Here is a 26,084-nt window from a genome sequence, read left to right as displayed (position 1 = left end):
GGCTGTCGGTCAATCGCCTGCGCGCGCCCGCCGGGTGCCGCGCGCCGGAGGCCGGGAACCTGGATCCGGCGCGAGGGCCGCCAGCGTCGCGAGATCGCGCCAGCCATAGGCGACCTCCGTGAACCGGCCCTGGACGCGCAGTCCCACTTCCCCGTCGAGCGAGAGGCCACCGCAGCGCTCGTAGAAGCGCCGGGCGACCTCGCTCTCGCGCAGCACCCAGAGGCCGGCGGCGCGGTACTCAGCCCTCTGCAGACGCGTCGCCATCCGCGCCAGCAGGGCCTGGCCGACCCCGCGCCCCTGGAAGGCGCGCAGCACGTAGAGGCTGCTGATCTCGCCGTCGAAGCCCGCCGCCGCCAGCACCTCGGAGCGCTGGGCGTTGCACGTGCCGAAACCGACGGACTTCCCGCCGAATTCGGCCACGTAGGCCGCGCCGCCGCGCGTCGCCGGCGGATTGCTCAGAAGCTGCGCCCACCACGCCTGCCGCACCTCGACGGTGAGCGTGGAGATCATCTCGTCGGGAAGGAGGCCGGTATAGGTCTCGTGCCAGGCGGCAACGTGGATCGCGGCGATCGCGGCCGCATCCTCCGGCCCGGCCCGCCGCACCGCTAGGGCGGCCGCCCTAGCGCTCCTGGTCGCCGCCATGGGCTTCGGATCCGGGCGCCGCGCCGTGCGGGTCCGCGCTACTTCGGCACGAAGGCCCAGTAGTCGAGGTCGAGGATCACCGCCGGATCGTAGCCGTCGCCCGCGCGGTCCGGGAAGGCGCCGCAGGGCTGATTCTTGGTGGCGACCGTGCGCAGGCGCAGGAGCCCCACATCGTCGCGGCCGACATCGGCGGTGGCGAGCACCTCGCTCCAGGCATAGACCGTGTCGCCGGCAAAGAGCGGCGCCACGTGGCGGCCGGCATTGATGCCGGCGATCGCGAACACGTTGGCGAGCCCGTTGAAGCTCAGCGCCCGGGCGAGCGAGATGACGTGGCCGCCGTAGATCAGCCGCCGGCCGAACCGGGTGTCCTTGGCGGCCAGCCCGTCGAAATGCACCTTGGCGGTGTTCTGGAACAGGCGCGTGGCGATCTGGTGCTCGGCCTCCTCGACGGTCATGCCGTCGACGTGGTCGATCTTCTCACCCGCCGCGTAGTCGGCGAAGCGGTGCGGGCTGCCGGCCAGATCCGTGTCGTAGGCGGCCGCCGAGAGCTTCGGCAGGGCGCCCGCGAGATCCAGCGGGTCGACCACCTTGGCGAGGCCCGGCACGTGCTCCTCGGCGATCACGGCCTCGGGGTCGCGCTTTCGCACCAGCACCCAGCGGCAGTAGCTCAGCACGGTCTCGCCGCGCTCGTCGGAGCCGACCGAGCGGACGTAGACGATTCCGGTCTGGCGGTTCGAGCTCTCCTTGAGACCGATCACCTCCGAGACGGTCGAGAGGGTCTCGCCCGGATAGACCGGCCGCCGGAACCCGCCCTCGGCGTAGCCGAGATTGGCGAGCGCGTTGAGGGAGACGTCCGGCACGGTCTTGCCGAACACCATGTGGAAGGTGAGCAGGTCGTCCAGCGGGCTCTTCGGGTAGCCGAAGGCGCGCGCGAAGGCGTCCGAGGACTGCACGGCGAAGCGCGGCCCGTAGAGCCCCGTGTAGAGCGCCACGTCGCCGACCGTCACGGTGCGCGGTGTGGCGTGGCGGATGGTCTCGCCGAGGCGGAAATCCTCGAAGAAGCGGCCGGGATTCGTCTTCACGGGCGGGCGATCCTACTGCGCGTAAACGTAGGTGGCGGGCACGGCGTACTCGTGCAGCAGGCGGCTGATGAACAGCAGCAGCAGGATCAGGATGATCGGCGAGATGTCGACGCCGCCGAGATTCGGCAGCAGGTTGCGGATCGGCCGCAGCACCGGCTCGGTGAGCCGGTAGAGCACCTCGCCGATCTGCGCGACGATCGGATTGCGCACGTTCACCACGTTGAAGGCCACGAGCCAGCTGAGGACCGCGCTGGCGATGAGGACGTAGATGAAGAGCTGGACGACCGTGTCGAAGAGCCAGATCAGGGCGTTCATGCGGGTTCGCGCGCTATCCTCGGGGCGCTCGCGCCCCAGCGCCGGAGCGGCGCGCGGCGGGCGACGGTGAAACAGGAATTGACAGGCTGAGCCGCCCGCGCCTACAAGGCCGGCGCCTCGACGGGGCTGTAGCTCAGATGGGAGAGCGCCGCAATCGCACTGCGGAGGTCAGGGGTTCGAATCCCCTCAGCTCCACCAGGCTTTCCTGGTGACAAGTCGACGTTCTGCGCTTTCGGCGAAAGTTCTGCCGCGGTCGGGATTTAGCGGCCGTCAACGGCGGCTCCCGCGATCGTCGCTGGCCGTGGGTCCTCGGAATCTGCGGCTGTGCCGGGCCGTGCCCAAGGTCGGGCTCTTCGGCGTCCGGGACGTCCGCTCGCGCCCGTCCGCCCGTGCCCGCCCACCATGGGCGACCGAGGCCGCTTCACCACCGGTCCTGAGCGGGGCCGCCCGCAGGCCGGTCCGGCCTCGCCGGGGCTCGGATCACCCGTCCACCGTCCGGAGCGCGTGGCTCAGCGAGGCGGGTCGGCCTGCGCCTTTTGTTCGACAACGGAGCTTTCGGCCGCCGCGTTGACGATGACGGCAGCGTCCTCCGGCAGCAGAAAGCCGTCCGCCTCCGCCGCGCGCGCCGCGACGCGGACCTTGTTCACGTAGTCCTGCTGATCCGTGTACCGCTCGGCCAGGGACGCAGGCCCGCCCTCCCCCGGTGCCCGAACCCGCGCGAACGGCTGATAGGCGCCGACCAGCGAGCACGTGAAGGTCGTCAGGGGCGCGTTCTGACCGCCATGCGCGCCCAGCGGCACCGCGATGTCCGGCAGGCGCACGCCGCCCAGGGGATTCCCGTCCGCGTCGCGCTGCGGCACCTGCACGACGGCCTCCGGCAGGGTCCGCGGCGCCTGGAGCACGGCCGGGTCGTCCTTCGCAGGCTGGAGCGGCATCAGCCGCGTGGCGGGGGCGCCTCGTTGTGCGCCACCCATCCGTCGAGCCGCTGCAGCGTGGCGCGGGCGACCGGCGCCCAGTCGAGTCGCCCCGGCGGCCGCTCGCAGGCGGGGGCCTTCACGACGGTGACGTGCGATGCACCGGCGACATCGTACATCCGCACGCTCGGCGGCAGCGGCAGGTCGGCGGTGCCGTGCGCGCCGGTCCGGCCCAGGGAGGCGCGCAGCGACGCGTAATCGACCGTGGAATTGAGCAGCATCATCTTCGGCGGAACCTCGCCGCGGGACTCCACGGCGGCGGCGATCTCACCGATCGTGAGCGGCCCGTCATTGACGCCCGGGAAGTCCGGATCGGCGAAGTTCGGCGTCCTGTCGGCGCTCGAGTCCGGCCCGGTGCCCGATTGCAGAATCGGCAGCAGGCCGGCGCCGGAGACGAAGACGTGCATGCCGTCGAAGACGCGCCGCCCCTCCGCCAGGTTGAAGCCGTGGAGCAGGAACGTCTTGAGGAACCGGCCATCCTGCGATTTGCCGGTGGCCAGCGTCCGGCTGATCGTCCCGGCCAGCGGGTTCGGCGTCCCGGCCGTGTCGGACGCGGCGTGCGCCAGGAAGTCGGCCGCGTCACGCACGATGGCGAAGCCGACGCCCTCGACGAAGCGCCGCTTTCCGTCGGCGTCGGCGAAGGCGGGCAGGTCCGCTCCGCGGCCGAGTTCCCAGTACACCTCGGCAACGGCGTAGCCGCGATCCTCCAGGAAGCCGGTGCCGGCATCGAGATTGCCGGACTGCGCGGGACGGGTGCGCGGGCTGTTGTAGAGGGCGTTCGCGTAGGCCTTGCCGCGGTTGGGCACGTCGACCAGCAGCGCGCCGTTGCCCGCGGCGGGGTTGATGGGGATGAACAGGATGATGCGCGCACTGTAGGCGACCCGGCCAGCCGCGTTGCGCGTCGCCTTGTCGAGATCGGGGATGCCGGCTTCGTCGGGCGGAAGTTCCCCGGCGATACGCCCGTCGAGGCGCAGGTAATCCCCGGCCTTGAACGAGCCGTAGGCCTGCCGGGACGCGATCTCGAGACGCGTGACCTTGGCCTGGGCGCTCCCGCCCAGCACGGCGACGAGCAGCACGGCTGCACGCACCGCGCTTCGCTTCCGGGATGCCATGTCCATGAAAGCTGTCCTCAGGCGCTCAAGGCTGCCGGATCGATACACCTCCGAAGCGCGAAGTCGATACCGATCCTGCCGCAGCCTGCCACACACGATGACGCCAGCCCCGGTTTCAGCGGCGGATCTTCGCGCGCCGCTCGAAGGGCACAATCGAAGGGCACGGCCGCGATCCGCTCGCCGCGCACGGCCCGCGGAGCGCCGGACGGGCCGCGGATCCGGCGCGGAACCCCGGCTGGGGCGGCCAGTGAACTGGCCGTCGCGAGAGCCACCTCGGCGTCCGCGGCATGCCCATCCGTTCCGCTCGTCCGGAGACGCGGCGCCCTATTCCGGCACAACCGCCGGCGCGCGCGTGTCACGGCTGGCTAAGCCTCTCCCGGCATGATGCGCGCGGGCCGCGGCGCGATCGGCCCGACCGCCCGTGGGATCCGGCGCTCCCCGATGCGTGAGCGGCGCGGACCACAGCGGACGGCCCTGCACTTCGAGGAGGCGTCTCATGCCGGACCCGGAAAACCAGTCCCTGTCGGACGAGGAGATCGATCGGCTGGCGCGCAAGTTGTTCGCCGAGGTTCGGGCCGAGCATCCCGAGGCGAAGGCCGGGCGCGCCCTCGAGAGCGCCGGCGAGGTGGCCGGCGAGGTGATCCCCGGCTTGCCCGATTGGCTGCAGGAGGCGGGCGACGAGGCCGGCGACGGCGACGGTTGAAGATCCCCGCGGGCTGAGCCGGTCTCGCGACGGCGGCCCTCGGTTCCGCGACGACAACCTGCGGCCAACCGCATTTTCACGGACGAAGCGTCGGCCTGCCGAGGCAGATCTGCTCAGGCTCGACCGAAGTGCCGCATCATCAGCTGCTCTTGCCTGGGAAGCTTGGGCCCGGTCGGGTGCGATCTGGGTGCGCGCCCGACCAAGAGCGTGATGCCGACCAAGGCGGCAGATCCGACAAGGGCCACGATCGCGCACCACCAGAACACGACGTCAAGCATGGCGGGTCACTGCGCTCCGGTTGCAGGCCGATGCTTGTGAGCCCGTGGTAAATGGATCGTTAAGGCCGCGTCGCGGGGGGCTGGCCAAGAGTGGGCTGACGACCAGGTCGGCCGGTCGTCAGCCCACTCTTGGCCAGCCCCTTCCACGCGGACCCACCTGCAACCCAGCGTAGCCGTGGACGGTCTGTCGGAGCGGCGCCGTTCGGCGCCCGAGGCATCCAACCTGCTTCTGATCGCGTCGCTCATCGCGGGCACATTCGTGCGCGCCGGCTCATTCTCGCTGATCGCCACCGCAACGGACTGACGCGTCGTCCATCAAGCCGGTCCCCGAGGGCCGCCCACGGCGACGCTGCCGCCCCGTTCGACGTGGCGCGGATGCGTATCCGGCCAGCGCGACGTCGAGAGCCGATCGGGCGGCCGAGGGCGGATCGCCCTCGACCCGCGTGTCACCCGGCCTCGGCCGGCTGATCGGCATTGGACGCGACCGTGAATCCCTCACGGTCGAACACGGTGTACAGGACTTTGCTGGGATCGAGCCCGAGGTCCGCAATGTGGGCGATCGCCGCCTCCTGGGCCTCGGACAGCGTGCTGAACGGGTCGGGCAGCTGGTACATCCGCGCAGCCTGCTCCGCACCGTTCACTTCAACTGACGGCGTCGTGATCTCGACCGTGTAAGGCATGGTGCCGGCCCGCGCGCGCTCAGTGGAAGACGCCGAAGAACCACAGCAACAGGATGATCGGGAGCGGGATTCCCAACAACCATAGCAAACCACCGCGGAGCATTGACGCCTCCATTCTGTCGACTATCACACCGAAATATCGGTCCTTCGATGGTTCAAACGCGCGAAGCCGGAAAATCGATGCAAGATCGCAGCACGAATGAGGCAGATACATCCTGTGAGTATTGGAACGGATCGGCGCTCAGCCTGTCGAAGATCGCGCTCAGCCGCGCCGGCCTGGCCGGGCGACCCGATGCAAGGCCGGCGGCTGGATGCGCCGGGTCCTCCTTCGCGGGGGGCAGCCGCGGTTGAGGTCCGATTCAGCGGCGCGCGGTCAACGAGCCTCGTCCGGCCATGGACCGATCCGCCGTGGCTCCCGACGAGCCGGATTCGATCGGCCACGCCCGCTCCACGTCCTGCACCGGCCCGCCGTGGACGGGGATGCCGCACCTTGTGCCTTGACGAAGCGCCCCCAAACGTAGTCAAAAGCGCTTCTGACGCGCCGAAACCCTGAGCGTCTCCAATGGTTTCAGAGCGCCCGCCGGTGTAGCACAGCGGTAGTGCAGCGGTTTTGTAAACCGAAGGTCGGGAGTTCGATCCTCTCCACCGGCACCAGTCAGAACAAAGACTTAGCTTCATCTCACGCCGATCAGACGTTCCGCGACATCCGCTGGATAACAGACGCGGTAACGGGGGCCCGATTTCGTGTCGGCGAGACCGCACGCGCCGGATGCGGAACGGTGCCCGTAAGGCTGGGTCGGCCAAGCACGACCCTTGATCTACACCCTCGATGACGGGAAACCGCCCGTGAAATCCTGCGGCCTGACCATCGCCCTCGCGAATGGACTTATCGTTGCTGTGATGCACGCTGCCTTCGCCCAGGGCGCCGGCTCGGGCTCGGCTCCTAGCAGGGGGCTGTTTGCGGCGTGGCCCCGGTTGGGAGCCGGCACGTCGCCGTCGAGCAGTAGCGGGCTGGCGGAAACTCAGGCGGTGCGAACGGCCGGGGTAGCATAGGCGGCGGCGCAGCGCCGTCCGGGGGCGTTGGTGCCCGCGACGAACCTGCGGACCGGTCAGTCATCCTCGGCCTCGTCGCCGACCCCTTCCTTGCCGAGCCATCCCGGCCCCCTGGCCAGGCGTCGCGCCGCGATGCGCGCGTCTCAGGTTGCTGGCCAGAGGCACGTTCCGGTCCTGCGCCTCGGCCTGGCCCCTCAGGATGATGGCGTGCTGCACGGCGTCCGCTTCCCTGTTCCGGCTCGTCGGCACCACCTCCGAGGCCGGCGATGCCATTGGCATCCGCTACGGCGAGCAGCACGACGTCAGGCTGATGCTCGCCGACGGCGGGTTATGCCGAGATGGGCGAGCGGATCGTCTCCCCTTCCGTCGCACCTCGGGCCGTCACCGGTCCTCGAATACGGTGGCCCATTACAGCCGCTCCAACGACGCTGACGCCTGCTCCGGAGCAGACATCCAGCGGCGGTCCGGATCCATTGGACGGGTGCTGGGCCACGCGCGTCATGCGAAGGATCTCTGGATTGAGAAGCGGTGATCGCCTGGGCCGGATCCCGGGCAGGCCCGGGGCTTCGCGCTCACGGGTCGTGCGGCTAGAGCTGCCTCCCGCCTCGGGGCGCGCGTTCGAGCCGTGGTGGCACGCTGGGCTGCGGCATCCGGAACGAACGGTGCTGTGCGCGCGCAGCAAGCCTCCGGCCGCGCCTCGTGGAGGTCCCGATCCTGATCGGTTCCATCGGGATGGCATGCGGGAGTCTTTTGCGAATGAAGGATTGATGCATCTCAATGTTGCGGGACGTTGCCAAGATCAGATTGGGCCACCCCAACGCAGATCGAGCATGGGTCCTGCCGAATGCGCGCGCCGACTCCCCTGCCCGGAAAATCGCACCGCGCGACAAGGCCCTCGAATCTCAAGGCCGTACTGCCGAACTTCCTCATCGCGAAGCTGCAATGGTTCACGCCGCTGTCGGACGCCGACCGCCTAGCCCTCCACGGGGCGACCGCCAAGCGGCGGCAGGTCGGGGCGCGGGAGGATATCGCTCACGAGGGCCAAGCGCACGGGCCCGTCCGGATGATCCTGGATGGCTGGGCCTGCCGATACAGGCAACTGGATGACGGCCGCCGCCAGATCACCGCCATCCTGTTGCCCGGCGACCTGTGCGATACCCACGTGAACGTGCTTTGCGAGATGGACCATTCCATCGGAACGATCACCCCGGTCACCCTGGCAGAGATCGCCCGCGACCGGCTGGACGCCCTCGTCGGCAGCCGCCCGATCGTCGGCCGGGCGCTGTGGTGGGAGATGCTCGCCGCAGTCTCCGTGCAGCGCGAGTGGACGGTCAACATCGCCCGACGCGAAGGGATCGCGCGACTCGGCCACTTGTTCTGCGAATTGTTCCACCGGCTTCGGGCCGTCGGGCTGACGCGGGACTTCGGTTACGGGTTGCCGCTGCGCCAGTCGGAACTTGCCGACGCGTTGGGCCTGACCGAGGTGCATGTCAATCGCTGCCTCAGGGCGCTGCGCGACCGGGACCTGATCACGCTGCGCGGCCGCTGGCTGACCATCCTCGACTTGCCCGCGCTGGAGCGCGCCTCACTGTTCCGCCCGAACTATCTCCACCTCGGTCGTCGGAATGCGGCGAACGCCGTTGGCCCGGTCCCAGCCCGACCGCCGGAGACCTACCGCTATGGATCGAGCCATTACCAATCTGCCCGATAGCGTCGTCCTCTGCACCGATGCCACGGGTCAGCAGCCTCCGTACGCTCGGCCTCCATCCTCACCGTCCCCGAACCGAGCCCAACCAGGCCTCGAGAACATTTTGCTCCGGATGTTGGCGTGATCTCGGCGTGTCGCACCAGGATCTGGTTGGCAGCAGGGGGGAGGACTGGGCGTTGGTCGCATACAGTTGCGTCACGTCTCGGATGATCTGACCGTCGGGCGTTGCTGTACAGGGACATACCGGTCGAGTTCGTGATGGACTCAGACCGCGGCCTCGCTCGCATGCGAGAGGCGGCCCGGCGAACGGACGCAACGGAGGTCCCAGACCGCCTTCGCGGAGCTGACGGCAGCCTGCAATGCCTGCCACACGGCCGGCGGCGTGTAAGTCATACGCATCCAAACGCCGACCACCATGCCGTTCACGGACCAGAGGATTCAGCCGAGCGTCCCGTGAGCGCGGGCGTTCAGGGTACGATCTCCGGCGGCATCCCGCCCGGGATGCCGAGCGGCTCGTTCGCCGGCGGCACGTCTTCCGGCTCCGAGGGCGGCACGCCCAATGGCTCTGGCAGCGGGTTCTGACCCGGCTCCGGGGGGCGGACGGGAGACGGGGGCGGGAAGTCCGGCGCAGGATTGCCAGGGTTGCCCGGATCGGCCATCGCCACACCCTCCGGTCAGTGGGACAGCAGGCAGCAGACAGGCGCCTGCGTCAGCAGGTCACGCGTGACCCCTCCGAAGAACCACTCGCGCAACCGGCTGTAGCCGTACGCGCCGGTCACGATCAGGTCGGCGTCGAAATCACGCGTCGCCTTCCGGACGTCGTCCGCGACGGTCCAGCCCGAGGGCTTGGCCAGTTGCGCCGTCGCATTGACGTCGTGCAACGCCAGGTATCGGGCCACGTCCTCGACCTCGGCCCGGTCCTCGCCGTCCGACACGCGGAATACCTGCACCGCCTCGGCGCGTCTGAGCAGCGGCAGGGCGTCCGACACCGCCCGCCGCGTCTGGGGAGTGTTCTTCCAGCCGACGAGCACGCGCCTGGCCTCCAGGTGCTCGACGCCAGCCGGTACGACCAGAACGGGCTTCCCTATCCCCATCAGGACGTCGCCGGCGTCGACGGCTAAGCCGACCGTCACGCCCTCATCGTCTGCGTAGCGGCCGACCACGACGAGGTCGGCCGCCCGCGACTGCTGCTCGAGGAAATGCACGGGATGATCGAGGTCCGAGCGCCACTCGACGCGGTCGTTCAGGCAGGAGCCCTGGCTGAAGACCTGTTCGACACCCGCGATCCGGTCCAGTGCCGCTTGGCGGATCTCCTCGATGACCATACCCATGGGCACGGCGGTCTCGCCGTAGCCCCGGGGATAATCCGGGACGCAGGCGGCGGCCCCGACGAGGCGCGCGCTGAGGCGATGTGCCAACTCCGCGGCAAGGCGCACCCGTGCCGGCGCGTGACGCCCGTCGTCGACCGCGACCAAGATGCTCGCATAGGACATGGTGGTCTCCTGGGATCGAATCTCCGGCCGTCACTGTGCGGGCGGCCGGGTCGAGCGACCTTGACCTGCCTCAAGCCCGCCAGTCCTGGCCGGGGAATAGGAAGCGGTCCTCGTCGGCCGGGAGCGCCGCGAGGTCGCCGATAGCCGGCTCCGGGCGGGTGACCACGATGCGCGGGATCGCCCGCGAACCGGCCCAGCAGGCGCGCGAACTGGTGGTCCGCCTCTCTGGCGAGTGGGTTGGCCTTCGTCTCGTCGAGGACCGCGGCGGGTAGATCCCAGCGGGAAGTCGCGCCGCGCACCGCCGCGATGGCCCGGGCAAGCCTGACGAGCCCCGGTCCGGACAGCAGCCTCTGGGCCGTGATCCCGCCGTCGACGCGCCCCGCCACCGCGAGGAAGGCCGAGCGCGGCCGATCCACGTCATGCCAGGCGAGATAAGCCTTGATGGCATCGACCGGGCCGGTAAAGGCGGTCGTCGACACCGTCCAGATCGCGCCCGGACGCCCGTGCGGCACGGGCAGGACGAAGAAGCGGGCGCCGGTGCCACCGATGTCGGCCAGGCGCACGGGATAGGGCAACACGGCCGCGCCTCCGACCTGGATCTCGGGAGCCTCGGGATCGGGTTCGTCAAAGGCTCGCGGCTGCCGGCGAACGGTCAGCCGGTCGCGCCCCAGAGCACGATGCCCTGGTGGCCACGCGCGCAGTTGGCGACCCGACCGACGAGGGCATCGTTGACGCCGAAGAGGCGATCGCACTCCGCGTTCGTCAGGCGCGGTGACTGTCCGTCCACGAGGCCGTCGAGGGCGACCTGGAGAGCGGGGCATGCTTCGGTTGGTTGAGCCTTCGCCTCATTCGTCACCGCCCCTCCGAAACAGGCCTCACCGTTGTACGGCCTCTGCCTCCTTGAGGCTGAGGATGTAGTCGATGACCGCGTCCAGCTCGTCCCGGTCGAGCCGCAGGCTCGGCATCCGCCGATGGTGGCTCTGCAGGAAGACGTTGAGCGCCGGTCCGGTCGTCGAGGGCATGCCGGCGACCCGGAGGAACGCCGGCCCTACGAACTCGCCGGGCTGCGAAGCGCGGCCGATGACGTGACACGGACTGCAGAGCTGCGTGGCGATGGTCCATCCCCGGATGCGGTGGTCCTCGGCGGCACCGGCAGCCGAGGTGGCGGTACAGGCCGCCAGAAGGGTGACCAGGGCGGCCGCACGGGCGACGCGCGCCGGGAGCGTCATGGCCGCCTCGCGATCCGCAGCAGGGCCACGGCGGTCGCGATGGCCACGCTACCGAGCGCAACATGCGCCCACGTCGCTCCGTCATTGGCCGCGAACCCGAGCGCCCAGGGCGCGACGAGCGTCCAGGCCCCGACGAGAAGGACCGCCCGTTCGAGCACGGCCCGGAAGCGGATCTGGTTGACACCGTAGAGCGTGATGATGAGCAAACCCGGCACGAGCGCGGACCCGGCCGCGCGAGCATGGTCGGTGAAGACCAGCACCCACGCCGCCAGGAGCAGCGCGACGCCGGCCGCGTGCTGCAGGATGCCAACCAGGATCTCTTCCGTCCGCCAAGTCGGCGACGGCGTGGCCGTGTTCGTGTGGGACATGGGCTGCCTCCAAGGTTTCAGGCGTTGACCTCGGCGATGATGCGGCCGGGGTCGACCAATCCGTCGACGGGCGCCAGGACCGTCAGGCGGCCCCCGGCCGGCGAGGCGATGTCGTGCAGGGCTGCGCCGATGCGCACGGCGGCTACGGTCTCGCCGGCCCGCACCCGCGCCCCGTCCGCCACGAACCACCGCTCCAGGACGCCCTCGGGCAGCAGGCCCGTGGTCCAGAGTTCCTCCGCTCCCTGTACGTCGGCCATGGCCGCCTCCCGGGTCGGGACGCCGTCGCGGGCACATCCGCGGGCACCTCCGGAAGGGAAGGTCATCCGGCGGCAAGCCGCCTTGATCTGGATCACGGCGCGGCCTTCGGAGGCCTTGAGCCAGGTCAATGAGGCTCTCGGCTCCTGGTGCAGGCTCACCGACAGCATCCACCCGGTCCAGCGCCATGCTCCTCGCCCTCGCGGTCAGCGTCGTCCTCGTCGTGTCCACGATCCTGGTGCTCTACGAGACGCTGCGGCTAACCTCGGAGCACCTGTCCGAGCTGCCGGTGCCGCCGCGCGCCCGGATCCTCGCCGTGGTGCTGATGACCTTCGTCGGGCACACCGTTGCGGTCTGGATCTACGCTGGCGCCTACTGGCTGCTCGTGCTCCGACTGGGCGTCGGCGCCTTCGCGGGCGCTCCGGTGACGTCCTTCGAGGACTGCCTGTACTTCTCGGTTGTGGCCTACACCTCGCTCGGCTTCGGCGACCATTTCCCGACCTCGCACACCCGGCTGCTCGCCGGAGTCGAGGCGCTCAACGGTCTGCTCCTGATCGGGTGGTCGGCCTCGTTCACTTATTTGGCGATGGAGCGGTACTGGCCCTTGCACGGCAAGGCACACGCGCATCGAACCGCGCGGACCGGCCACGTCGTCAGGGCTGAACCAAGTCGGGAACGCTTCTTCCCGCCGGCACCAAGGGCCTGACTGCGCGCCGAGCGTTGCGCTGGATCAAGGCCGCCGGTCCGGTCGTCGCCCAGGGTCTCCGCACCATCGCGATCGGAGGCGCGCCATGCACAAGTACCTCGTCACCTTCCGCAAAGTCGTACCGGACGATAGCGGCCACGAACACCGTGCCCTGCAGCGGCAGGCCGTCGTCTCCGCGCACTCGGCGGCTGCCGCCGCCTGCGCGGCCCAGGCGCTGTTCTGTCAGACAGCGGGAATCGTCGACTGGCGCATGCGGGCCGACACCTGCGAGGTCGCCGAACTCGACGAGCAGGCAGCCTGAGGAGGTAGGGATGAGCCAGGGACTCACCGAACCCGTGCACTGGCAGGGACGGCAATGGGCCGTCACCGGCTACGGCATCGAGGCGCTCGATGGCATGTACCACGTGCCGTTCTCCGAGATCCCGGACGCCGAGGCTGGACGGCCGGAATGGTTGGATGGCCTCTGGCGGCGCTACGGGACGGACCGCAACGACCTGGATGCGGCCCTGAGGGTTGCGCGCTCCGTCCAGGGCGAGGGAGCCGGCCCGAACGCGGCGGCATGAGCGCGTCGGTCCGCCCCATCGACGAGGACGTCGACGACCCCGAGGTGGCGGGTCCGGCCGTCGGTCCCTCGACGTCGTGCCTGCTGCGGGTGCTCGGACCGGGCCTGATCACCGGCGCCTCCGACGACGATCCCAGCGGCATCGCCACCTACGGTCAGGCCGGAGCGCAACTCGGCTACGGCCTGTGCTGGACCATGCTTTACACCCTGCCGCTGATGGCGGCGGTGCAGATGGTCTCCGCCCGGATCGGGCGCACGACCGGCCATGGCATCGCCGGCGTGCTGCGCGAGCATTACCCGAACGGCCTGCTGCAGACCGTGGTGCTCCTGCTGCTCACCGCCAACGTCCTGAACCTCGGTGCCGACCTCGGGGCCATGGCGGACGCGCTCGACCTGCTCCTGCCGGGACCGCGCTGGCTCTACGTCGCGCTCTTCGCCGGCATCTGCGCCTACATGCAGCTCGTCCTGCGGTACGCACGCTACGTCGCCGTCCTGAAGTGGCTGACACTCAGCCTGTTCGCCTATCTCGGCGTGGTGATCCTCGCCCGGGTGTCCTGGTGGGACCTGGGTCTCGCCCTGGTGCAGCCACACGTCGACATCAGCGGCCCAGGGCTGACCACGTTGGTGGCGCTGTTCGGCACGACCATCAGCCCATACCTGTTCTTCTGGCAGGCGGCCGCGGAGGCCCAGGACCTGAACGCCTTTCCGCGCCGGCGCGACCTCTTGCACGCGCCCGAGCAGGGAGGCGCCGCTCTCCGCCGCATCGGGGTCGACACGGTCGTGGGCATGACCTTCTCCAACGTCGTGGCGCTCGCCATCATGGTCACCACCGCCGCCGTGCTTCACCCGCGCGGCATCACCGACATCCAGACCTCAGCTCAGGCCGCGGAGGCGCTTCGCCCCCTGGCCGGCCCGTTCTCCGCGACGGTCTTCGCGCTCGGCATCATCGGCACCGGGCTTCTGGCGGTGCCGGTGCTCGCGGGCTCCGCGGCTTACGCGGTGGGCGAGGCGCGGCGCTGGCCGGTGGGTTTCGGACGGCGCATCCTTGAGGCACGCGCCTTCTACGCGACGGTGGCGCTCGCCACGCTGATCGGCACGGTCATCAGCCTGGGCGCGGTCGACCCGATCCGGGCGCTCTACTGGAGCGCGGTGGTCAACGGAATCATCGCGGTGCCGGTCATGGCCGTGATGATGCTGGCCGCTTCCCGCTCCGACATCATGGGCGCCTTCGCGGTGCGCGGGCCGCTCCGGCTGATCGGATGGATCGCCACGACCTGCATGCTGCTCGCCGTTGCGGCCATGTTCGCCAAGGTTGCGCTGCCCTTGACCTAGCGCAAGGCGGACCGGTCCGCCCGGTCCATCCTCGCACCATCGCGACCGGGGATGAGTGTCGGGCGATGGACAACGGAACGGAGGTGCGGCCGGTCGTGCTGGTCGCTGAGCCGCAGGCGCTGCCGGGGATGTGGCTGGAGGATGTCCTGAAGGATGCCGGCTGCGCGGTAAGTGGTCCTTACGGCACCAGCAGCGACGCCACCGGAAGCCTCGACGGGACGCCTCCGGATTTCGCCATCGTCAGCGTCGACCTGATTGAGGGCCCGTGCTTCCCGCTCGCCTGCGCGCTGCGCCGACGGGGCATCCCCTTCGCCCTGATCGCGGGGAACGCCCGGGTTCCGAAAGCCTTCGCGGACGTGCCGCTGTTCGCCCGGCTGTTCGACGCCCGGGACATGGTCTCCGCCGTAACCGCCGGGTGCGCCGTCCCGGGCTGTCCCCGGGCCTGCCCGATGCTGCACCGGATCGCCGCCGGGGCAGAGGTTGCGCTGGATCAATGTCCGGTCGCCTGCCGGGCCTAGCGTCGGCCCCGGCCGGGCGTCGCCTGGACATCATCGAGGAGATCCGACGATGGGTGACAAGCTGATCCGCCAGAACGTCATCGACGAGCTCGACTTCGACCCCAGCATCGACGCCGCCCACATCGGCGTGGCCGTGAACAAGGGCATCGTCACGCTCACGGGCCACGTCGCCAGCTTCACGGAACGCGTCGCCGCCGAGAAGGCGGCCCAGAAGGTGCGCGGCGTCCGCGGCGTCGTCGAGGAGATCAAGGTGCGCTTCGGCGGGGAAACGCCGCCGCGCGACGAGGACTTGGCGCAACGCGCGGTGCAGATGCTCGACTGGTCCGCGACAGTGCCCAAGGCTGCCGTACAGGTGAAGGTGCAGAACGGCTGGGTGACGCTCACCGGTCGAGTCGACTGGCAGTACCAGAAGGAGGAGGCCTACCGGTCGATCAAGCGCCTCGCGGGCGTCGCCGGCATCATCAACACCATCGAAGTGGCGCCGAAAGCGAGCGCGCCCGACGTTCGCGCGAAGATCCTGGCGGCGCTCAAGCGCAACGCCGAGCTTGAGGCCGACGCCATCAAGGTGACGGTCAAGGATGCGCGGGTCGTCCTAGAGGGCAAGGTCAACGCCTGGCACGAGCGCCGCCTCGCCGAGTCCGCCGCGTGGTCGGCCCCAGGCGTGTGCGCCGTCGAGGATCACCTCACGCTCGGCTGAGACCATCAAGAGGGGCGAGGCCGCATGGCCTGCCCGCGGCCGTTCCATCGCCCTTCGACCCGGAGCCGTCCCATGACCTACGCGAGCATCATGGTCGCCGTCGACCTGACGGAGGGCGCGCGAAGCCGCGTGCGGCTGGCGGGACACCTCGCCGACGACTTTCGCGCCGGCCTGACCGGCGTCGCGGCGGAGATGCCGGATTATAGCTGGACTCCGGCCGGTCCGACGCCAGGAGGGGCGTTCGGCCTTTCCTCGATTCAAGAGGCGGTTCTGAACGACCTCCGGGTGGCCCACGAGGCCTTCGAGGAGGCCGTCGGCGGGCGCAGCCGCGTCGAGTGGCGCTCCAACCTCGACTTCCCGCTGGCATTCCTGGTCGCGCAGGCCGCGGCCGCCGACCTCGTGATTGTCGGACGTGAGACGGACCCTGGGCCCGCACTGATCGCGGTCGACCCGGCCGACGCGACCATGCAGCTCGGGCGGCCGGTGCTGGTGGTGCCGCCGGGCGTCGACCATCTCGACGCAAAGCGCGTCGTGGTCGGATGGAAGAACACACGCGAGGCGCGCCGTGCGATCCGGGACGCCCTGCCGTTCCTGAAGCGGGCGTCCGAGGTGCTCGTCGTCTCCGTCGACGACGGGGCCGGCTCCGAGGGACAGGACACCCTCCGTCTCCTCCAAGCCCATGACGTCTCCGCCATCCGCGTGCGCCGCGATGCGGAGGGCGTGTCCGCTGCGCAAGCGCTGGTCGAAGCGGCCGCCGAGCACGGGGCCGACCTGATCGTCACGGGCGCCTACGGCCACGGCCGCCTCCGCGAGTGGGCGTTCGGCGGCGTCACTCGCGACCTACTGTCCTACGCCCCCGTCTGCTGCCTCATGAGCCACTGATGCCCGGCCTTCTGCGGACCAGCGAGGCACGCGCAGCCCTCCTGTTTCTTGACGTGATCCTGGCGAGCGCGTCGCCCGCCCAGGCGCAGCCGACGGCCGGCTCGCCAGATGCGAAAGGGATGTTCGTCGAGCCGGCAAATGCGCCCCACCGCCATTGCGCGGGCGCCTGCCTGAGAAGCGGGACCCTGCAGTGGTTCTGCAAGCCCCACCAGACTTGCAGCCTGGATTGCGGCACGGCGCCGCCACGCATGCACTGCCACAATTCACGACGTTGAGGACGGGGCCGCCGGTGTCCTGGGATGGGGCAACCCATTTCAAGGCCACCCTGCAGGCTCGTTGCATCAGTGAGCCATGAGCACGGGAATGCGGGCGTTCTCGATCACGTGACGGGTGACGCCGCCGAGCAGGAACTCGCGCACGCGGCTGTGGGTGTAGGCGCCCAACGCCAGCATGGACGCGTTCCGCCGCTCCGCCTCGGCAAGGATGGCCGCGCCGACCGGTGTCTCATCCTCCACCGGCAGATTGACGGCCTCGGCCACGATGCCGTGCCAGCGCAGGTAGGCGCACAGGTCCGCCGCCCGCGCCTCCTCGAAGCGTTCGGTCCGGGCATGCACGACCGTGACCCTGGCGGCCTCGTGCAGCAGCGTGATGGACTGGCTGATCAGCCGCGTCGCCTCCAGGCTGCCGTTCCAGGCGACGACGACGTGGTCCAGCAGATCGTACGGAATGGTGTCGCCGACCATCAGCGTTGGACGGCCGACCGAGAACAGGGCCGTGTCGAGTGCCCGCCCGGTGAAGGATCGCGCCGGATCGGGCCGGTCGACGATGACGAGGTCGTTCACCCGCCCGGCCAGCGTCAGCAGTGGCTCGACCTCGCCCGCGTGTTCGGTCCAGGTCACGAAGGTGGCGTCCAGCCGTTCGGCCTTGGTGACCAATGGCACGCCCTCGCGTCTGCACCACGCTTCCAGGACCGCCTTGCCCTCGGTCGCCGCCTCGCGCGCACCCCGCGCGATGGCCTCGATGGTCGCGCAGTCCATGGGCACGAGGCTCGCCATGCCGGCGAGCACGTGCTCCGGGCCCGGCGCTATGAAGGCGACCCCGATGTGCGCCTGCAGCCGCCGCCCGAGGCGCAGGGCTGCGTCCAGCCGGTGGGTGGCATCGATGCCTGGGGCCGTGGGGACGAGGAGGCAGCGCAGGTACATCGAGGCTCTCCCTCAGCGCTCGAGCGACTTCAGGTAGGCGATCAGGTTTTCCGCTTGGTCCGGGTCGAACCGGAACTCGGGCATGCTCGGATGGCCGGTGCGGATGCCCTCGGTCAGCGCCTCGCCGAGATCCTCGACGGGGTAGCGCGTATGCAGTTCGCGAAAGGGTGGCGCGGCACGCAGCGGGCTTTCCCCGATGCGCCCGACCGCGTGGCACCGGGCGCAGTTGGTCCGGGCGAGGGTCTCGCCCTGGCGCACCTGCCGGTTCCAGGCCGTCGCGGGTGCGGCGGGCAGGCCCGACATGACCGCGAGGATGACGGCGAGGTTGGCGGCGAGGCGGGTGACCGGTCTCATCAGTGGCTCATCAGGCAGCTGAGGGAGGTGCCCTGCAGCATGTCCCGGGTCGCGCCCCCGAAGACCCACTCGCGCAGCCTGGAGTGGCCGTAGGCGCCCATCACGATGAGGTCAGCGTCCTCCCGCCGTGCGAACCGGAGGATCTCGTCCGCGGCGCCGATCTCGGGCTGGTGCAGCAGGTGGGTGGCGACGCTGACGCCGTGGCCCGACAGGTAGGCGGCGACATCGGCCACACCCTCTCGACGCGCGTCCGGACCCGCCACCGCGACGTGGACTTGGTCGGCCCGCACCAGGAACGGCAGGGCGTCGTGGACGGCACGGCGTGCCTCGCGGGTGTCCTTCCAGGCCACGACCATTCGCTTTGCCGCGAGGCGCTCGACGCCGGGTGGTGCGACGAGAACGGGACGCCCCACCTCCATCAGCAGAGCTCCCGCGGCGACACCCATCAGTCCGGGATCGCCGTCGGCCGGTCCCTGGCGGCCCACGACCACGAGGTCGGCGGCGCGGGCCTGTTCCACCAGATAGGCCAGAGGCTCCGCCAGCGCCCCCCGCCACGCGGTCCCGGCCCGTTCGCCGGCCTCGCGCACGAACAGCGCGCGCGCCTCGGCCAGCTCCTCCTTCGCCCGCGTTTCCTCGATCTCGAAGATGCGCTCCGACGCATCGGGGCTCTCGACCGGGATCATAGTGACGAGCTGCCGCGCGGCGACGCCGGTCAGGGTAGCCTCGAAGCGCCCGGCGATATCGGCGGCCAGCCGGACACGGTCCGTGGCCGCCGCCCCAAGGTCGACCGAGACCAGGATGTTGGAGATCCGCATGTCCGCCTCCGTCGCCGTGGTTCCGGCGCTACGGCGACCCTGATCCCCGCTCGCGGCATCCACCTTGATCCAGCTCAAGGGGATCGTTCACGCCGCGCCCGGCGCGAACGGGACCGAGTGCCTCCCAGCGCCGCCCGGGTCCCCGCCCTGGCTGCCCCGGAACCTCACCTGGCCGCGGGGCCCGAAGCGCAGGCGGAAGCGAAGACCGCTGAAGCCGCCCCGGAACCGATGCTCGCCCCGGGTCGGCCAGCGCGAGCGCCATCTCGGCCGCCTCGCGACGGCACCGCTCAGCGGTACGGACGGATCGAGAGCCTCCAGCTTCCTGCGGAGCCCGCCGGTCAGGCTCCTCAACCCAGCCGCGACCCGCGCGATGTGCTCCGCGCGGGAGCCGGGATCCGCGCCGGCCTCACGGCAGCGGCGGTCGAGCAGCGCCGGGCGGACTGCCGCGGCGTCCGGAGCGATGCCGGGCGGCACGGCGTCGATCATGTCGTTGCTTCGAGCCGCACGCAGAGTGGCGAGGTACCTCGCCGTCTCGCCCGAAGTTTCCGGCGAAGGCTTGGGCGTAGAGTACGACGTCAGCGCCCGACACAGCGCCCCAGAACGTGCCCCTGGACGCGCTCCTGCAATCCCAAGGTCGGCTCCACGCCCCCCGCCGCCACGGCATCAGTCTTCCGGGTCGACAAAGCCGACGGCGACCCCAGCGAGATGCCACACCGTAGGAATCCCCTCCGGCCTCAGGGTGTTGGGAGCTGCGCCGCGATGTCCTGCGGTGCATCCCGAACCGTGCGCAACTCGTACCAGAGGGCATTCAGGATGCCGGCGGCCGCGGCCAGTCCGAGGCCGAGAACCCAGGCGAAATACCACATCGTCGCTTCCTTCTCGGTTCGTAAGGGGACTTGTCGGGGCGGGGATACGCCTCAATAGGCCGGCGAGCCGGGAGCGGTGATGTCGCGCTCCGAGACCTTGCCCCGGAGCACCCGGTAGACCCAGGCCGTGTAGGCGAGGATCAGCGGCAGGAAGACCACCGTCGCGATGAGCATGTTGCGCAGCGTCGCTCGGCTGGAGGAGGCATCGAACACGGTCAGTGCGTGGCCCGGATGCGTGCTCGACGGCAGGATGACGGGGAACATCGCGAGGCCGACGGTCGCGATGATGCAGGCGATGCCGAGCGTCGAGGCCAGCAGCGTCAGGCCCGCCCGGCCGGCGCGGAAGCCCGCCGCTGCCAGAAGCGGGGCCATGACGCCGATGAGCGGCACGAGGGCCAGCACCGGCTGTGCTCGGAAGTTCGCGAGCCACGCGCCGGCCTCCGCGACGACCTCCTTGGTCAGCGGATTGGAGGCGCCGTCGCCGGGAAGAGGGGTCACGACGCGGTAGCCGCCGAAGGCGCCCGCCCAGATCAACACACCACCGAGCGCGAAGAGCGCCGCGGTGGCGAGCGCCGCCCTCGACCCGGCCGCGCGCGCGCGCACCGCGACCGGACCTTCCGCCTTGCGGGTGAGCCATGCGGCCCCGTGAGCGACCAGCATCGCGACCGAGAGGAGACCGCAGAGGAGGGCGAGGGGGTTGAGCAGGCCGAAGAGGGTGCCGCCATAGATCGGACGCAGGTCGTCCGTGAAGTGGAAGGGGACCCCCTGGAGCACGTTGCCGACGGCGACGCCGAAGATCAGGGCCGGCACCGCCCCACCGACGAAGAGGGCCCAGTCCCACGCCGAGCGCCAAGCCGCGCTCTCGTTCTTCGAGCGGTACTTGAAGGCCACGGGGCGCAGGATCAGCGCGACCAGCGCCAGGAACATGGCGAGGTAGAAGCCGGAGAAGCTCAGCGCGTAGAGCGCCGGCCACGCGGCGAAGATCGCGCCGCCGGCCAGCACCAGCCAGACCTGGTTGCCTTCCCACGTCGCGGAGACGGTGTGGATCGCCACCCGCCGTTCGACATCGGTACGGGCGACGAAGGGGAGGAGCGCGCCCACGCCGAGGTCGAAGCCGTCAGTGACGGCGAACCCGATCAACAGCACGCCGAGGAGCAGCCACCACGTCAGGCGGAGTGTCTCGTAATCCGAGAGGAAGGCGAACATCGGAGAAGATTCCTGTGCGAGGGCTATGGAGGGCCAGAGGAGGGAAGACGGACGCAGGCGGTCACTCGGCCGCGACCAGGCGCGCGCCGTCTCGGTTCGCGCCGACGCCCGGGAACAGCGCCGCCGGATCCTCGGCCAGCGTCTCGGGCCCCTTGGCGATGGCCCGCAGCATCAGGCGGACTTCCACCACCGCCAGCGCGCCGTAGACCAGGGTGAATCCGGCGATGGTGATCAGCAGGGAGGGAATTCCGAGTTCCGAGGTGGCGAGCGCGGTCGGCAGGACGCCCTCGATGATCCAGGGCTGGCGGCCGAACTCGGCGACGAACCAGCCGAACTCGATGGCGATCCAGGGCAGCGGCAGGGCGAGCAGTGCGGCCCGGAACAGCCAGCGCGGCGCCGCGGCCTCGCGCGCCGTGTACCAGAGCGCGGCGCCGAACAACGCGATCAGAAGGAACCCGCAGGCCACCATGGCCCGGAAGGTGAGGAAGATCGAGGGCACGTGCGGCACGGTCGACCATGCCGCCCGCTCGATATCCGCGTCGGTCGCCTTGCGCGGGTCGCCGATGAGCGGCTTCAGGAGCTGGGCGTAGCCGAGATCCTGTTGCGTCCGGGCGAAGATCGCCCGGGCGTCGGCGTCCGCGCGGTCGGCTTTGATGCGCTCCAGCGCATCGTAGGCCACGAGCCCGTTGCGGATCCGACCCCGGGCGTGCTCGACCAGTTCGGTGATGCCGGGGATCTCGGTGGACAGCGACCGCGTGCCGATCAGGCCCATGGCCCACGGGATATGGACCGCGTAGCGGGTCGTGCGGCTTTCCACGTCCGGGACGCCGACCACGGTGAAGGCCGCCGGTGCCGGCTCGGTGTGCCACATCGCCTCCATGGCGGCGAGCTTCATCTTCTGGTGGTCGGTGACGGCGTAGCCGCTCTCGTCGCCGAGCACGACGACGCTGAGCGCGGAGGCGAGGCCGAAGGCCGCCGCGATGGCGAACGAGCGCTTGGCAAGCTCCAGGTGCCGGCCCCGCAGGATGTAGAAGGCTGAGACGCCGAGCACGAACACCGCGCCGCAGACGTAGCCGGCCGAGACCGTGTGGACGAACTTCGCCTGGGCGACGGGATTGAGGATCACGGCGGCGAAGTCGGTCACCTCCATACGCATCGTGTCGGGGTTGAACAGGGCGCCGACCGGGTTCTGCATCCAGCCGTTGGCGATCAGGATCCAAAGTGCGGAGAAATTCGTGCCGAGCGCCATCAGCCAAGTGACGGCGCAGTGGGTGAGCGGCTTCAGCTTGTCCCATCCGAAGAAGAACAGCCCGACGAAGGTCGCCTCCAGGAAGAAGGCCATCAGGCCCTCGATGGCGAGCGGGGCCCCGAACACGTCGCCGACGTAGTGGGAGTAGTAGGCCCAGTTCATCCCGAACTGGAATTCCATGGTCAGGCCGGTGGCGACGCCGAGCGCGAAGTTGATGCCGAATAGCAGGCCCCAGAACTTCGTCATGTCGCGCCAGATCTTGCGGCGCGTCATGACGTAGACGGTCTCCATCATGGCGACCAGGATCGAGAGCCCGAGCGTCAGAGGCACGAACAGGAAGTGGTACATCGCCGTCAGCGCGAATTGCAGGCGCGACAGGTCGACGAGCAGCGGATCGGTCATGGAGGTCTCCTGGTCCGGCCGCCTCCCTCGCCCGGCGATGGGCCCGGAGCCTTGAGGCAGATCAAAGCCGGCCCGGGCGGTGCCCCGCACAAGGCGGGATGCACCGCCAGAGAACATCGCGCGCCGGTTCCAACCGCGCGCCGCTCGAACCCGCCGCGCTCGGCCTCGCCCGGAGGGCGGCGCGAGGGGGACTGCATCGCATCCACGGCCTCCATGCCTTGCGTACCGCCACGACGCTCGCCGGCGCCGTGGCGCTGGCGCGGCTCGCCGGCTCGCTGATCGAGACGGGACAGATCGATGGACCGGCGGTCGGCCTCGCCGCGGTTTGCGCCGTCGGTGGGGCTTGGCTGGGCGCCGTGACCGAAGCGCGTGGAGCCTGCCTCGAGGCGGAGGTCGGCGCGAGGCTCATCGACGCCGCGGAGGCGCACCTCGCGACCATGCCGGCGCGCGCCGCGTCGGCCCTGCCGCGCGGCGCGGTGGTCGCCGGGATGCTGCGCCATCCGAGCGCGCTCGCCCGTCTCGTCGTCGGGCATGCCGCGGCGCGCCGGATGACGGCGCTCGGCCCCATGCTGACGGCGGCGGCCGTCGCCCTGGTGTCGTGGCAGGCCGCGCTGGCCCTCCTGCTCGCGACGCCGGCGATGGTCGTCTTCTTCGCGCTCGTCGGGGGCATGATCCGAGACCGGGCCGCGGCGCAGGAGGCGGCGCTGGGCCGGCTCGCCACCCAGTTCGCCGACCGGGTGCGCACGCTGCCGACGATCCTCGCCGCGCACGGGCTCGCGCGCGAGACGACCAAGCTCGACCGGCGGCTCCGGGCCTATTCCGACGGCACCATGGGCGTGCTCGCGGTCGCCTTCCTCAACGCGGGCGTGCTCGACTTCTTCTCCTCGCTCGCCATCGCGATCCTCGCGGTCTTCCTCGGGCTCGGTCATCTCGGCCTCGCCGAGGTGCCGGGCTTTGCCCACCTGGCCCTGTGGCAGAGCCTGCTGATCCTGCTGCTCGCGCCCGAGTATTTCTCGCACTTCCGTCGCTACGCCGAGCTTTACCACGCCAAAGCCGAGGGCGAGGCCGCTGCCGCGGCCCTTGCGTGGGCGTTCGCGCAGGAGGAAGCGGCCGGTATTCCGGACCCGGGGCCGTGCCTGGGGTCACCGGGCCTCCGCGGCCTCGTCCTGCCACATGTCGGACCGGTCCCGGATCTCGACCTGCCGCCGACGGGGCTTGTCGCGCTGACGGGATCGAGCGGGGCCGGCAAGTCCACCCTGCTGCGGGTGCTCGCCGGGGTCGAGGCACCGCTCGCCGGCACGGTTCAGCTTCCGGCGGACGGGCCGAGGACGTGGGTTTCCCCCGAGACGCCCGTTCCGGCCGGAACGCTCCGTCACACGCTCACCGAGAGCTCGCCCGCCTCGCCCGAGGCGGTTGCGGAGGCTGCCGCGGCGGTCGGCCTCGCGGCCGATCCGCACTGGCCCGGCGGCCTCGACGCCCGGGTCTGGGCGGGCGCAGAGAACCTCTCCGGCGGCCAGCGCGTCCGCGTCGGAGTGGCGCGGCTCCTCCTGCGACCGGGAATCGCCTTCTGCGATGAGCCGACCGCCAAGCTCGACCCGATCAACGCGGCGCGGGTCCGGCGCGCCCTTCTGACCGCCGCCCGGAGCCGCCTCGTCGTCGTGGCGACCCACGATCCCGCGCTCATGGCCCTCGCCGACGCGCGCGTGACCCTCGGAACCGCTGCTCTCCCGGAAAGGCAGGCCGCATGATCCGCCTCGGCACCGACCCCGCCCCGGCCGGGCACGGCCGCGCATGGCACCGCGCAGGGAGCCGCGCATGGCGCCTCGCCCTCGCGCTCGCGGCGGTCGCGCTCGCTGCGAACGTGGCACTCGCCGGCACCGCCGTGACCTTCCTGGCCGCGGTGGCGCTGGTCGGCGTCGGGCCGGCGGCGTTCGGGTTCAACTTCCACCATCCGGCCGCCCTGGTTCGTCTCCTCGCGCTCCTGCGCACGGTCGCGCGCTACGGCGAGCGCATGGCCGGGCACAGGGCGGCGCTCTCCGATCAGGTCCGGAGCCGGGCGAGCCTGTTCGCAGCAATGGCGCGGGCGCCCGCGAGCCGAGCGGCGGGCTGGCAGCTAGGTCGTCCGGAGCGGTTGGCCGATTACATCGACGACGTCGCGGACGTCGATTACGCCCGGCTGCGGGTCGGGTTTCCCCTCGCGCTCACCGGAGCAGCCCTCTTCGCACTCCTGGCCGCGACCGCCTTCGTCGCGCCCCTCGCCCTCCTGCCAATCGCCGTGCTCGCGACGACGAACGTCCTCCTCGCGCGCCGCACGGCCGACGAACTCGTGGCCTCCGAAGCGCGGACGCGGTCGGCGCGCCGGGCGGCAGCCTCGGATCTCGGTGCGGCGCTCGCCGGCGCCGTGCCCCTCGACGCGGAGGGTCGACGCGCGATCGCACTGCGGAACGCACTCGACCCGGTCCGCGACGCCGAACGGACGATGGCCTATCAGCGGCGAGCGCTTGCCAGGTTGGAGGCATCGCTGGCGCTCGCCGGCCCGGCCGCCGCTCTCGCCGTGCTGCTGGTCGCCTGGAGCGCCGGGGCACGCGGCATGGGCCTTCTGCCCGCGGCCTTCCTGGCCTTCGCCTGGGTCGGGCTCGCGGAGCCGCTGCTCGCGCTTCCCCGCGCGCTCCTCGGCGCCGTCCGATCCCGCCTCGCGCAGGCAAGCCTTGCTCTCGAGGCGCGCGCAGGCGCGGAGACGACCCCCGCGCTTGGCAGGACGGCGGGGGCGCTGACCCTGCACGGCCTTCGGCTGCGAGCGCCGGACGGACGGGACCTGGGCCCGGCACCGGCCCTGTCGGTGGAGCCTGGCGTCGCCCTGAACGTCGCGGGCGCAAGCGGCTGCGGCAAGACCACCTTGCTGAAGTCGCTCGCGGGCTGGAGCGTGGATCGGCCCGGCGAGGAGATCCGGCTCGGCGGCACGGCCATCTCCGCCGCCCAGCGGCGCACGCTGACCTATCTCGGCCTGCACGACGCGGCGGTCCTCGCCGACACCGTGCGGGAGAACCTGTTCGCACCCGCGGCATCCGACGCCGACGCATGGGCGGCGCTCGCAGCGGTCGAGCTCGACATGCGCATCCGGTCGGCGGGGGGCCTCGACGCCTGGATAGGGGAAGGCAGCCTGTCGCTCGGCGAGGCCCAGCGCCTGAACCTCGCCCGCGCAGCCCTCTGCAACGCTCCCGTGATCCTGCTCGATGAGCCTGCCGAGCATCTCGGCGATGACCAGGCCGAACGCATCCTGCGACGTCTCCTGACGCGTTGGCGCGACCGTGTCGTCGTGTTCACGAGCCACCGTCCGGACCTGGACCTCCCGGCGCGCACCGTGGCGCTGGAGCCGCCGTCATCCGGGCTTAGCTGAGCAT

Annotated in this window: 30 protein-coding genes, 2 tRNA genes and 1 pseudogene; 14 read left to right on the top strand and 19 right to left on the bottom strand. The window is 70.8% G+C overall.

Annotated features, from left to right (window positions below; translation table 11 throughout):
* Positions 1–9: 9 nt before the first annotated feature.
* The 3 genes from MMSR116_RS09220 to MMSR116_RS09210 are packed head-to-tail and all read right to left on the bottom strand — an operon-like array spanning position 10 to position 2,039.
* Positions 10–642, bottom strand: a complete 633-nt coding sequence (locus MMSR116_RS09220) for a GNAT family N-acetyltransferase (protein ID WP_010684840.1) — start codon at positions 640–642, stop codon at positions 10–12.
* A 38-nt stretch (positions 643–680) separates the two neighbouring features.
* Positions 681–1,724 (bottom strand): MaoC family dehydratase, encoded by a 1,044-nt coding sequence (locus MMSR116_RS09215; RefSeq protein ID WP_010684839.1) that lies wholly within the window; start codon positions 1,722–1,724, stop codon positions 681–683.
* Positions 1,725–1,736: 12 nt separating this feature from the next.
* A complete protein-coding gene (locus MMSR116_RS09210; RefSeq protein WP_010684838.1) occupies positions 1,737–2,039 on the bottom strand; it encodes a YggT family protein in 303 nt (100 codons plus the stop codon).
* Positions 2,040–2,161: 122 nt separating this feature from the next.
* Between MMSR116_RS09210 and MMSR116_RS09205 the strand changes: the two genes are divergently transcribed.
* Positions 2,162–2,237 (top strand) — tRNA-Ala (locus MMSR116_RS09205).
* A gap of 311 nt (positions 2,238–2,548) precedes the next feature.
* Here MMSR116_RS09205 and MMSR116_RS32230 read toward each other — a convergent pair.
* Positions 2,549–2,974, bottom strand: a complete 426-nt coding sequence (locus MMSR116_RS32230; RefSeq protein ID WP_158168654.1) for an alpha/beta hydrolase domain-containing protein — start codon at positions 2,972–2,974, stop codon at positions 2,549–2,551.
* Complete coding sequence (locus MMSR116_RS09195; protein ID WP_158168652.1) at positions 2,974–4,131, bottom strand: alpha/beta hydrolase domain-containing protein; 1,158 nt, start codon at positions 4,129–4,131, stop codon at positions 2,974–2,976. Before MMSR116_RS09195 ends, MMSR116_RS32230 begins: the two co-directional genes overlap by 1 nt.
* 490 nt (positions 4,132–4,621) lie before the next feature.
* On the opposite strand from MMSR116_RS09195, the gene MMSR116_RS09190 reads away from it, so the two are divergent.
* Both MMSR116_RS09190 and MMSR116_RS32225 read left to right on the top strand, forming a co-directional pair.
* Positions 4,622–4,828 (top strand): hypothetical protein, encoded by a 207-nt coding sequence (locus MMSR116_RS09190; protein WP_010684836.1) that lies wholly within the window; start codon positions 4,622–4,624, stop codon positions 4,826–4,828.
* 453 nt (positions 4,829–5,281) lie between these two features.
* Positions 5,282–5,410, top strand: a complete 129-nt coding sequence (locus tag MMSR116_RS32225; protein ID WP_280178355.1) for a hypothetical protein — start codon at positions 5,282–5,284, stop codon at positions 5,408–5,410.
* 142 nt (positions 5,411–5,552) lie between these two features.
* Here MMSR116_RS32225 and MMSR116_RS09185 read toward each other — a convergent pair whose 3' ends face one another.
* Positions 5,553–5,786 carry a hypothetical protein gene (locus MMSR116_RS09185; RefSeq protein ID WP_010684835.1) on the bottom strand — a complete coding sequence of 78 codons (234 nt, stop codon included), beginning with the start codon at positions 5,784–5,786 and terminating at the stop codon, positions 5,553–5,555.
* Between the two features lie 579 nt (positions 5,787–6,365).
* On the opposite strand from MMSR116_RS09185, the gene MMSR116_RS09175 reads away from it, so the two are divergent.
* A tRNA-Thr gene (locus tag MMSR116_RS09175) sits at positions 6,366–6,440 on the top strand.
* Positions 6,441–7,701: 1,261 nt separating this feature from the next.
* Positions 7,702–8,550 (top strand): Crp/Fnr family transcriptional regulator, encoded by an 849-nt coding sequence (locus MMSR116_RS09170; RefSeq protein WP_432419903.1) that lies wholly within the window; start codon positions 7,702–7,704, stop codon positions 8,548–8,550.
* A gap of 671 nt (positions 8,551–9,221) precedes the next feature.
* Here MMSR116_RS09170 and MMSR116_RS09165 read toward each other — a convergent pair.
* The 6 genes and pseudogenes from MMSR116_RS09165 to MMSR116_RS31825 form a co-directional block, all read right to left on the bottom strand.
* Positions 9,222–10,040, bottom strand: a complete 819-nt coding sequence (locus MMSR116_RS09165) for a universal stress protein (protein ID WP_010684830.1) — start codon at positions 10,038–10,040, stop codon at positions 9,222–9,224.
* A gap of 230 nt (positions 10,041–10,270) precedes the next feature.
* Positions 10,271–10,552 (bottom strand): annotated as a pseudogene (locus MMSR116_RS31830) (glucokinase); the annotation flags it as partial.
* Between the two features lie 140 nt (positions 10,553–10,692).
* Positions 10,693–10,896: a hypothetical protein gene (locus MMSR116_RS09155; protein WP_010684829.1), complete on the bottom strand. Its 204-nt coding sequence runs from the start codon at positions 10,894–10,896 to the stop codon at positions 10,693–10,695.
* A 19-nt stretch (positions 10,897–10,915) separates the two neighbouring features.
* Positions 10,916–11,269: a c-type cytochrome gene (locus MMSR116_RS09150; RefSeq protein WP_010684828.1), complete on the bottom strand. Its 354-nt coding sequence runs from the start codon at positions 11,267–11,269 to the stop codon at positions 10,916–10,918.
* Entirely contained in the window at positions 11,266–11,637 is a 372-nt protein-coding gene (locus MMSR116_RS09145) for an SPW repeat protein (protein ID WP_010684827.1), read from the bottom strand. Before MMSR116_RS09145 ends, MMSR116_RS09150 begins: the two co-directional genes overlap by 4 nt.
* A gap of 17 nt (positions 11,638–11,654) precedes the next feature.
* Positions 11,655–12,062 carry a hypothetical protein gene (locus MMSR116_RS31825; RefSeq protein ID WP_244625630.1) on the bottom strand — a complete coding sequence of 136 codons (408 nt, stop codon included), beginning with the start codon at positions 12,060–12,062 and terminating at the stop codon, positions 11,655–11,657.
* Between the two features lie 17 nt (positions 12,063–12,079).
* Between MMSR116_RS31825 and MMSR116_RS09135 the strand changes: the two genes are divergently transcribed.
* From MMSR116_RS09135 to MMSR116_RS09105, 7 genes are all read left to right on the top strand, one after another.
* Positions 12,080–12,598, top strand: a complete 519-nt coding sequence (locus MMSR116_RS09135; protein ID WP_010684825.1) for a potassium channel family protein — start codon at positions 12,080–12,082, stop codon at positions 12,596–12,598.
* An 85-nt stretch (positions 12,599–12,683) separates the two neighbouring features.
* Positions 12,684–12,899 carry a hypothetical protein gene (locus tag MMSR116_RS09130; RefSeq protein WP_010684824.1) on the top strand — a complete coding sequence of 72 codons (216 nt, stop codon included), beginning with the start codon at positions 12,684–12,686 and terminating at the stop codon, positions 12,897–12,899.
* A gap of 10 nt (positions 12,900–12,909) precedes the next feature.
* Positions 12,910–13,161 carry a hypothetical protein gene (locus tag MMSR116_RS09125; RefSeq protein ID WP_010684823.1) on the top strand — a complete coding sequence of 84 codons (252 nt, stop codon included), beginning with the start codon at positions 12,910–12,912 and terminating at the stop codon, positions 13,159–13,161.
* The gene (locus MMSR116_RS09120) at positions 13,158–14,492 is read left to right on the top strand and encodes an NRAMP family divalent metal transporter (RefSeq protein ID WP_010684822.1); all 1,335 of its coding nucleotides are present in this window, start codon (positions 13,158–13,160) and stop codon (positions 14,490–14,492) included. The genes MMSR116_RS09125 and MMSR116_RS09120 overlap by 4 nt, the downstream gene beginning before the upstream one ends.
* Before the next feature lie 65 nt (positions 14,493–14,557).
* The gene (locus tag MMSR116_RS09115) at positions 14,558–15,010 is read left to right on the top strand and encodes a hypothetical protein (RefSeq protein WP_010684821.1); all 453 of its coding nucleotides are present in this window, start codon (positions 14,558–14,560) and stop codon (positions 15,008–15,010) included.
* A 49-nt stretch (positions 15,011–15,059) separates the two neighbouring features.
* On the top strand, positions 15,060–15,707 hold the full coding sequence (locus MMSR116_RS09110; protein ID WP_010684820.1) for a BON domain-containing protein: 648 nt from the start codon (positions 15,060–15,062) through the stop codon (positions 15,705–15,707).
* Positions 15,708–15,779: 72 nt separating this feature from the next.
* The gene (locus MMSR116_RS09105) at positions 15,780–16,589 is read left to right on the top strand and encodes a universal stress protein (RefSeq protein WP_010684819.1); all 810 of its coding nucleotides are present in this window, start codon (positions 15,780–15,782) and stop codon (positions 16,587–16,589) included.
* A gap of 341 nt (positions 16,590–16,930) precedes the next feature.
* On the opposite strand, the gene MMSR116_RS09100 is transcribed toward MMSR116_RS09105, so the two are convergent.
* From MMSR116_RS09100 to MMSR116_RS09070, 7 genes are all read right to left on the bottom strand, one after another.
* Positions 16,931–17,791 (bottom strand): universal stress protein, encoded by an 861-nt coding sequence (locus MMSR116_RS09100; RefSeq protein ID WP_010684818.1) that lies wholly within the window; start codon positions 17,789–17,791, stop codon positions 16,931–16,933.
* A 12-nt stretch (positions 17,792–17,803) separates the two neighbouring features.
* Positions 17,804–18,145 carry a c-type cytochrome gene (locus tag MMSR116_RS09095; protein WP_010684817.1) on the bottom strand — a complete coding sequence of 114 codons (342 nt, stop codon included), beginning with the start codon at positions 18,143–18,145 and terminating at the stop codon, positions 17,804–17,806.
* On the bottom strand, positions 18,145–18,960 hold the full coding sequence (locus MMSR116_RS09090) for a universal stress protein (RefSeq protein WP_010684816.1): 816 nt from the start codon (positions 18,958–18,960) through the stop codon (positions 18,145–18,147). Before MMSR116_RS09090 ends, MMSR116_RS09095 begins: the two co-directional genes overlap by 1 nt.
* Before the next feature lie 87 nt (positions 18,961–19,047).
* Positions 19,048–19,446: a hypothetical protein gene (locus tag MMSR116_RS09085; RefSeq protein WP_039893696.1), complete on the bottom strand. Its 399-nt coding sequence runs from the start codon at positions 19,444–19,446 to the stop codon at positions 19,048–19,050.
* A gap of 248 nt (positions 19,447–19,694) precedes the next feature.
* Positions 19,695–19,826 carry a cytochrome bd-I oxidase subunit CydX gene (gene cydX, locus MMSR116_RS09080; protein WP_010684815.1) on the bottom strand — a complete coding sequence of 44 codons (132 nt, stop codon included), beginning with the start codon at positions 19,824–19,826 and terminating at the stop codon, positions 19,695–19,697.
* 51 nt (positions 19,827–19,877) lie between these two features.
* The gene (gene cydB, locus MMSR116_RS09075) at positions 19,878–21,032 is read right to left on the bottom strand and encodes a cytochrome d ubiquinol oxidase subunit II (protein ID WP_010684814.1); all 1,155 of its coding nucleotides are present in this window, start codon (positions 21,030–21,032) and stop codon (positions 19,878–19,880) included.
* Between the two features lie 61 nt (positions 21,033–21,093).
* Positions 21,094–22,683: a cytochrome ubiquinol oxidase subunit I gene (locus MMSR116_RS09070; protein ID WP_010684813.1), complete on the bottom strand. Its 1,590-nt coding sequence runs from the start codon at positions 22,681–22,683 to the stop codon at positions 21,094–21,096.
* 98 nt (positions 22,684–22,781) lie between these two features.
* On the opposite strand from MMSR116_RS09070, the gene MMSR116_RS09065 reads away from it, so the two are divergent.
* Positions 22,782–24,431 carry an ATP-binding cassette domain-containing protein gene (locus MMSR116_RS09065; protein ID WP_010684812.1) on the top strand — a complete coding sequence of 550 codons (1,650 nt, stop codon included), beginning with the start codon at positions 22,782–22,784 and terminating at the stop codon, positions 24,429–24,431.
* Entirely contained in the window at positions 24,428–26,080 is a 1,653-nt protein-coding gene (locus MMSR116_RS09060) for an ATP-binding cassette domain-containing protein (protein WP_010684811.1), read from the top strand. The genes MMSR116_RS09065 and MMSR116_RS09060 overlap by 4 nt, the downstream gene beginning before the upstream one ends.
* The last annotated feature ends 4 nt before the right edge of the window (positions 26,081–26,084 follow it).

Source organism: Methylobacterium mesophilicum SR1.6/6, assembly GCF_000364445.2.
GTDB classification, from domain to species: domain Bacteria; phylum Pseudomonadota; class Alphaproteobacteria; order Rhizobiales; family Beijerinckiaceae; genus Methylobacterium; species Methylobacterium mesophilicum_A.
Note: the sequence above shows the minus strand (reverse complement) of the source record. Positions and strands in the feature narration are given on the sequence as shown.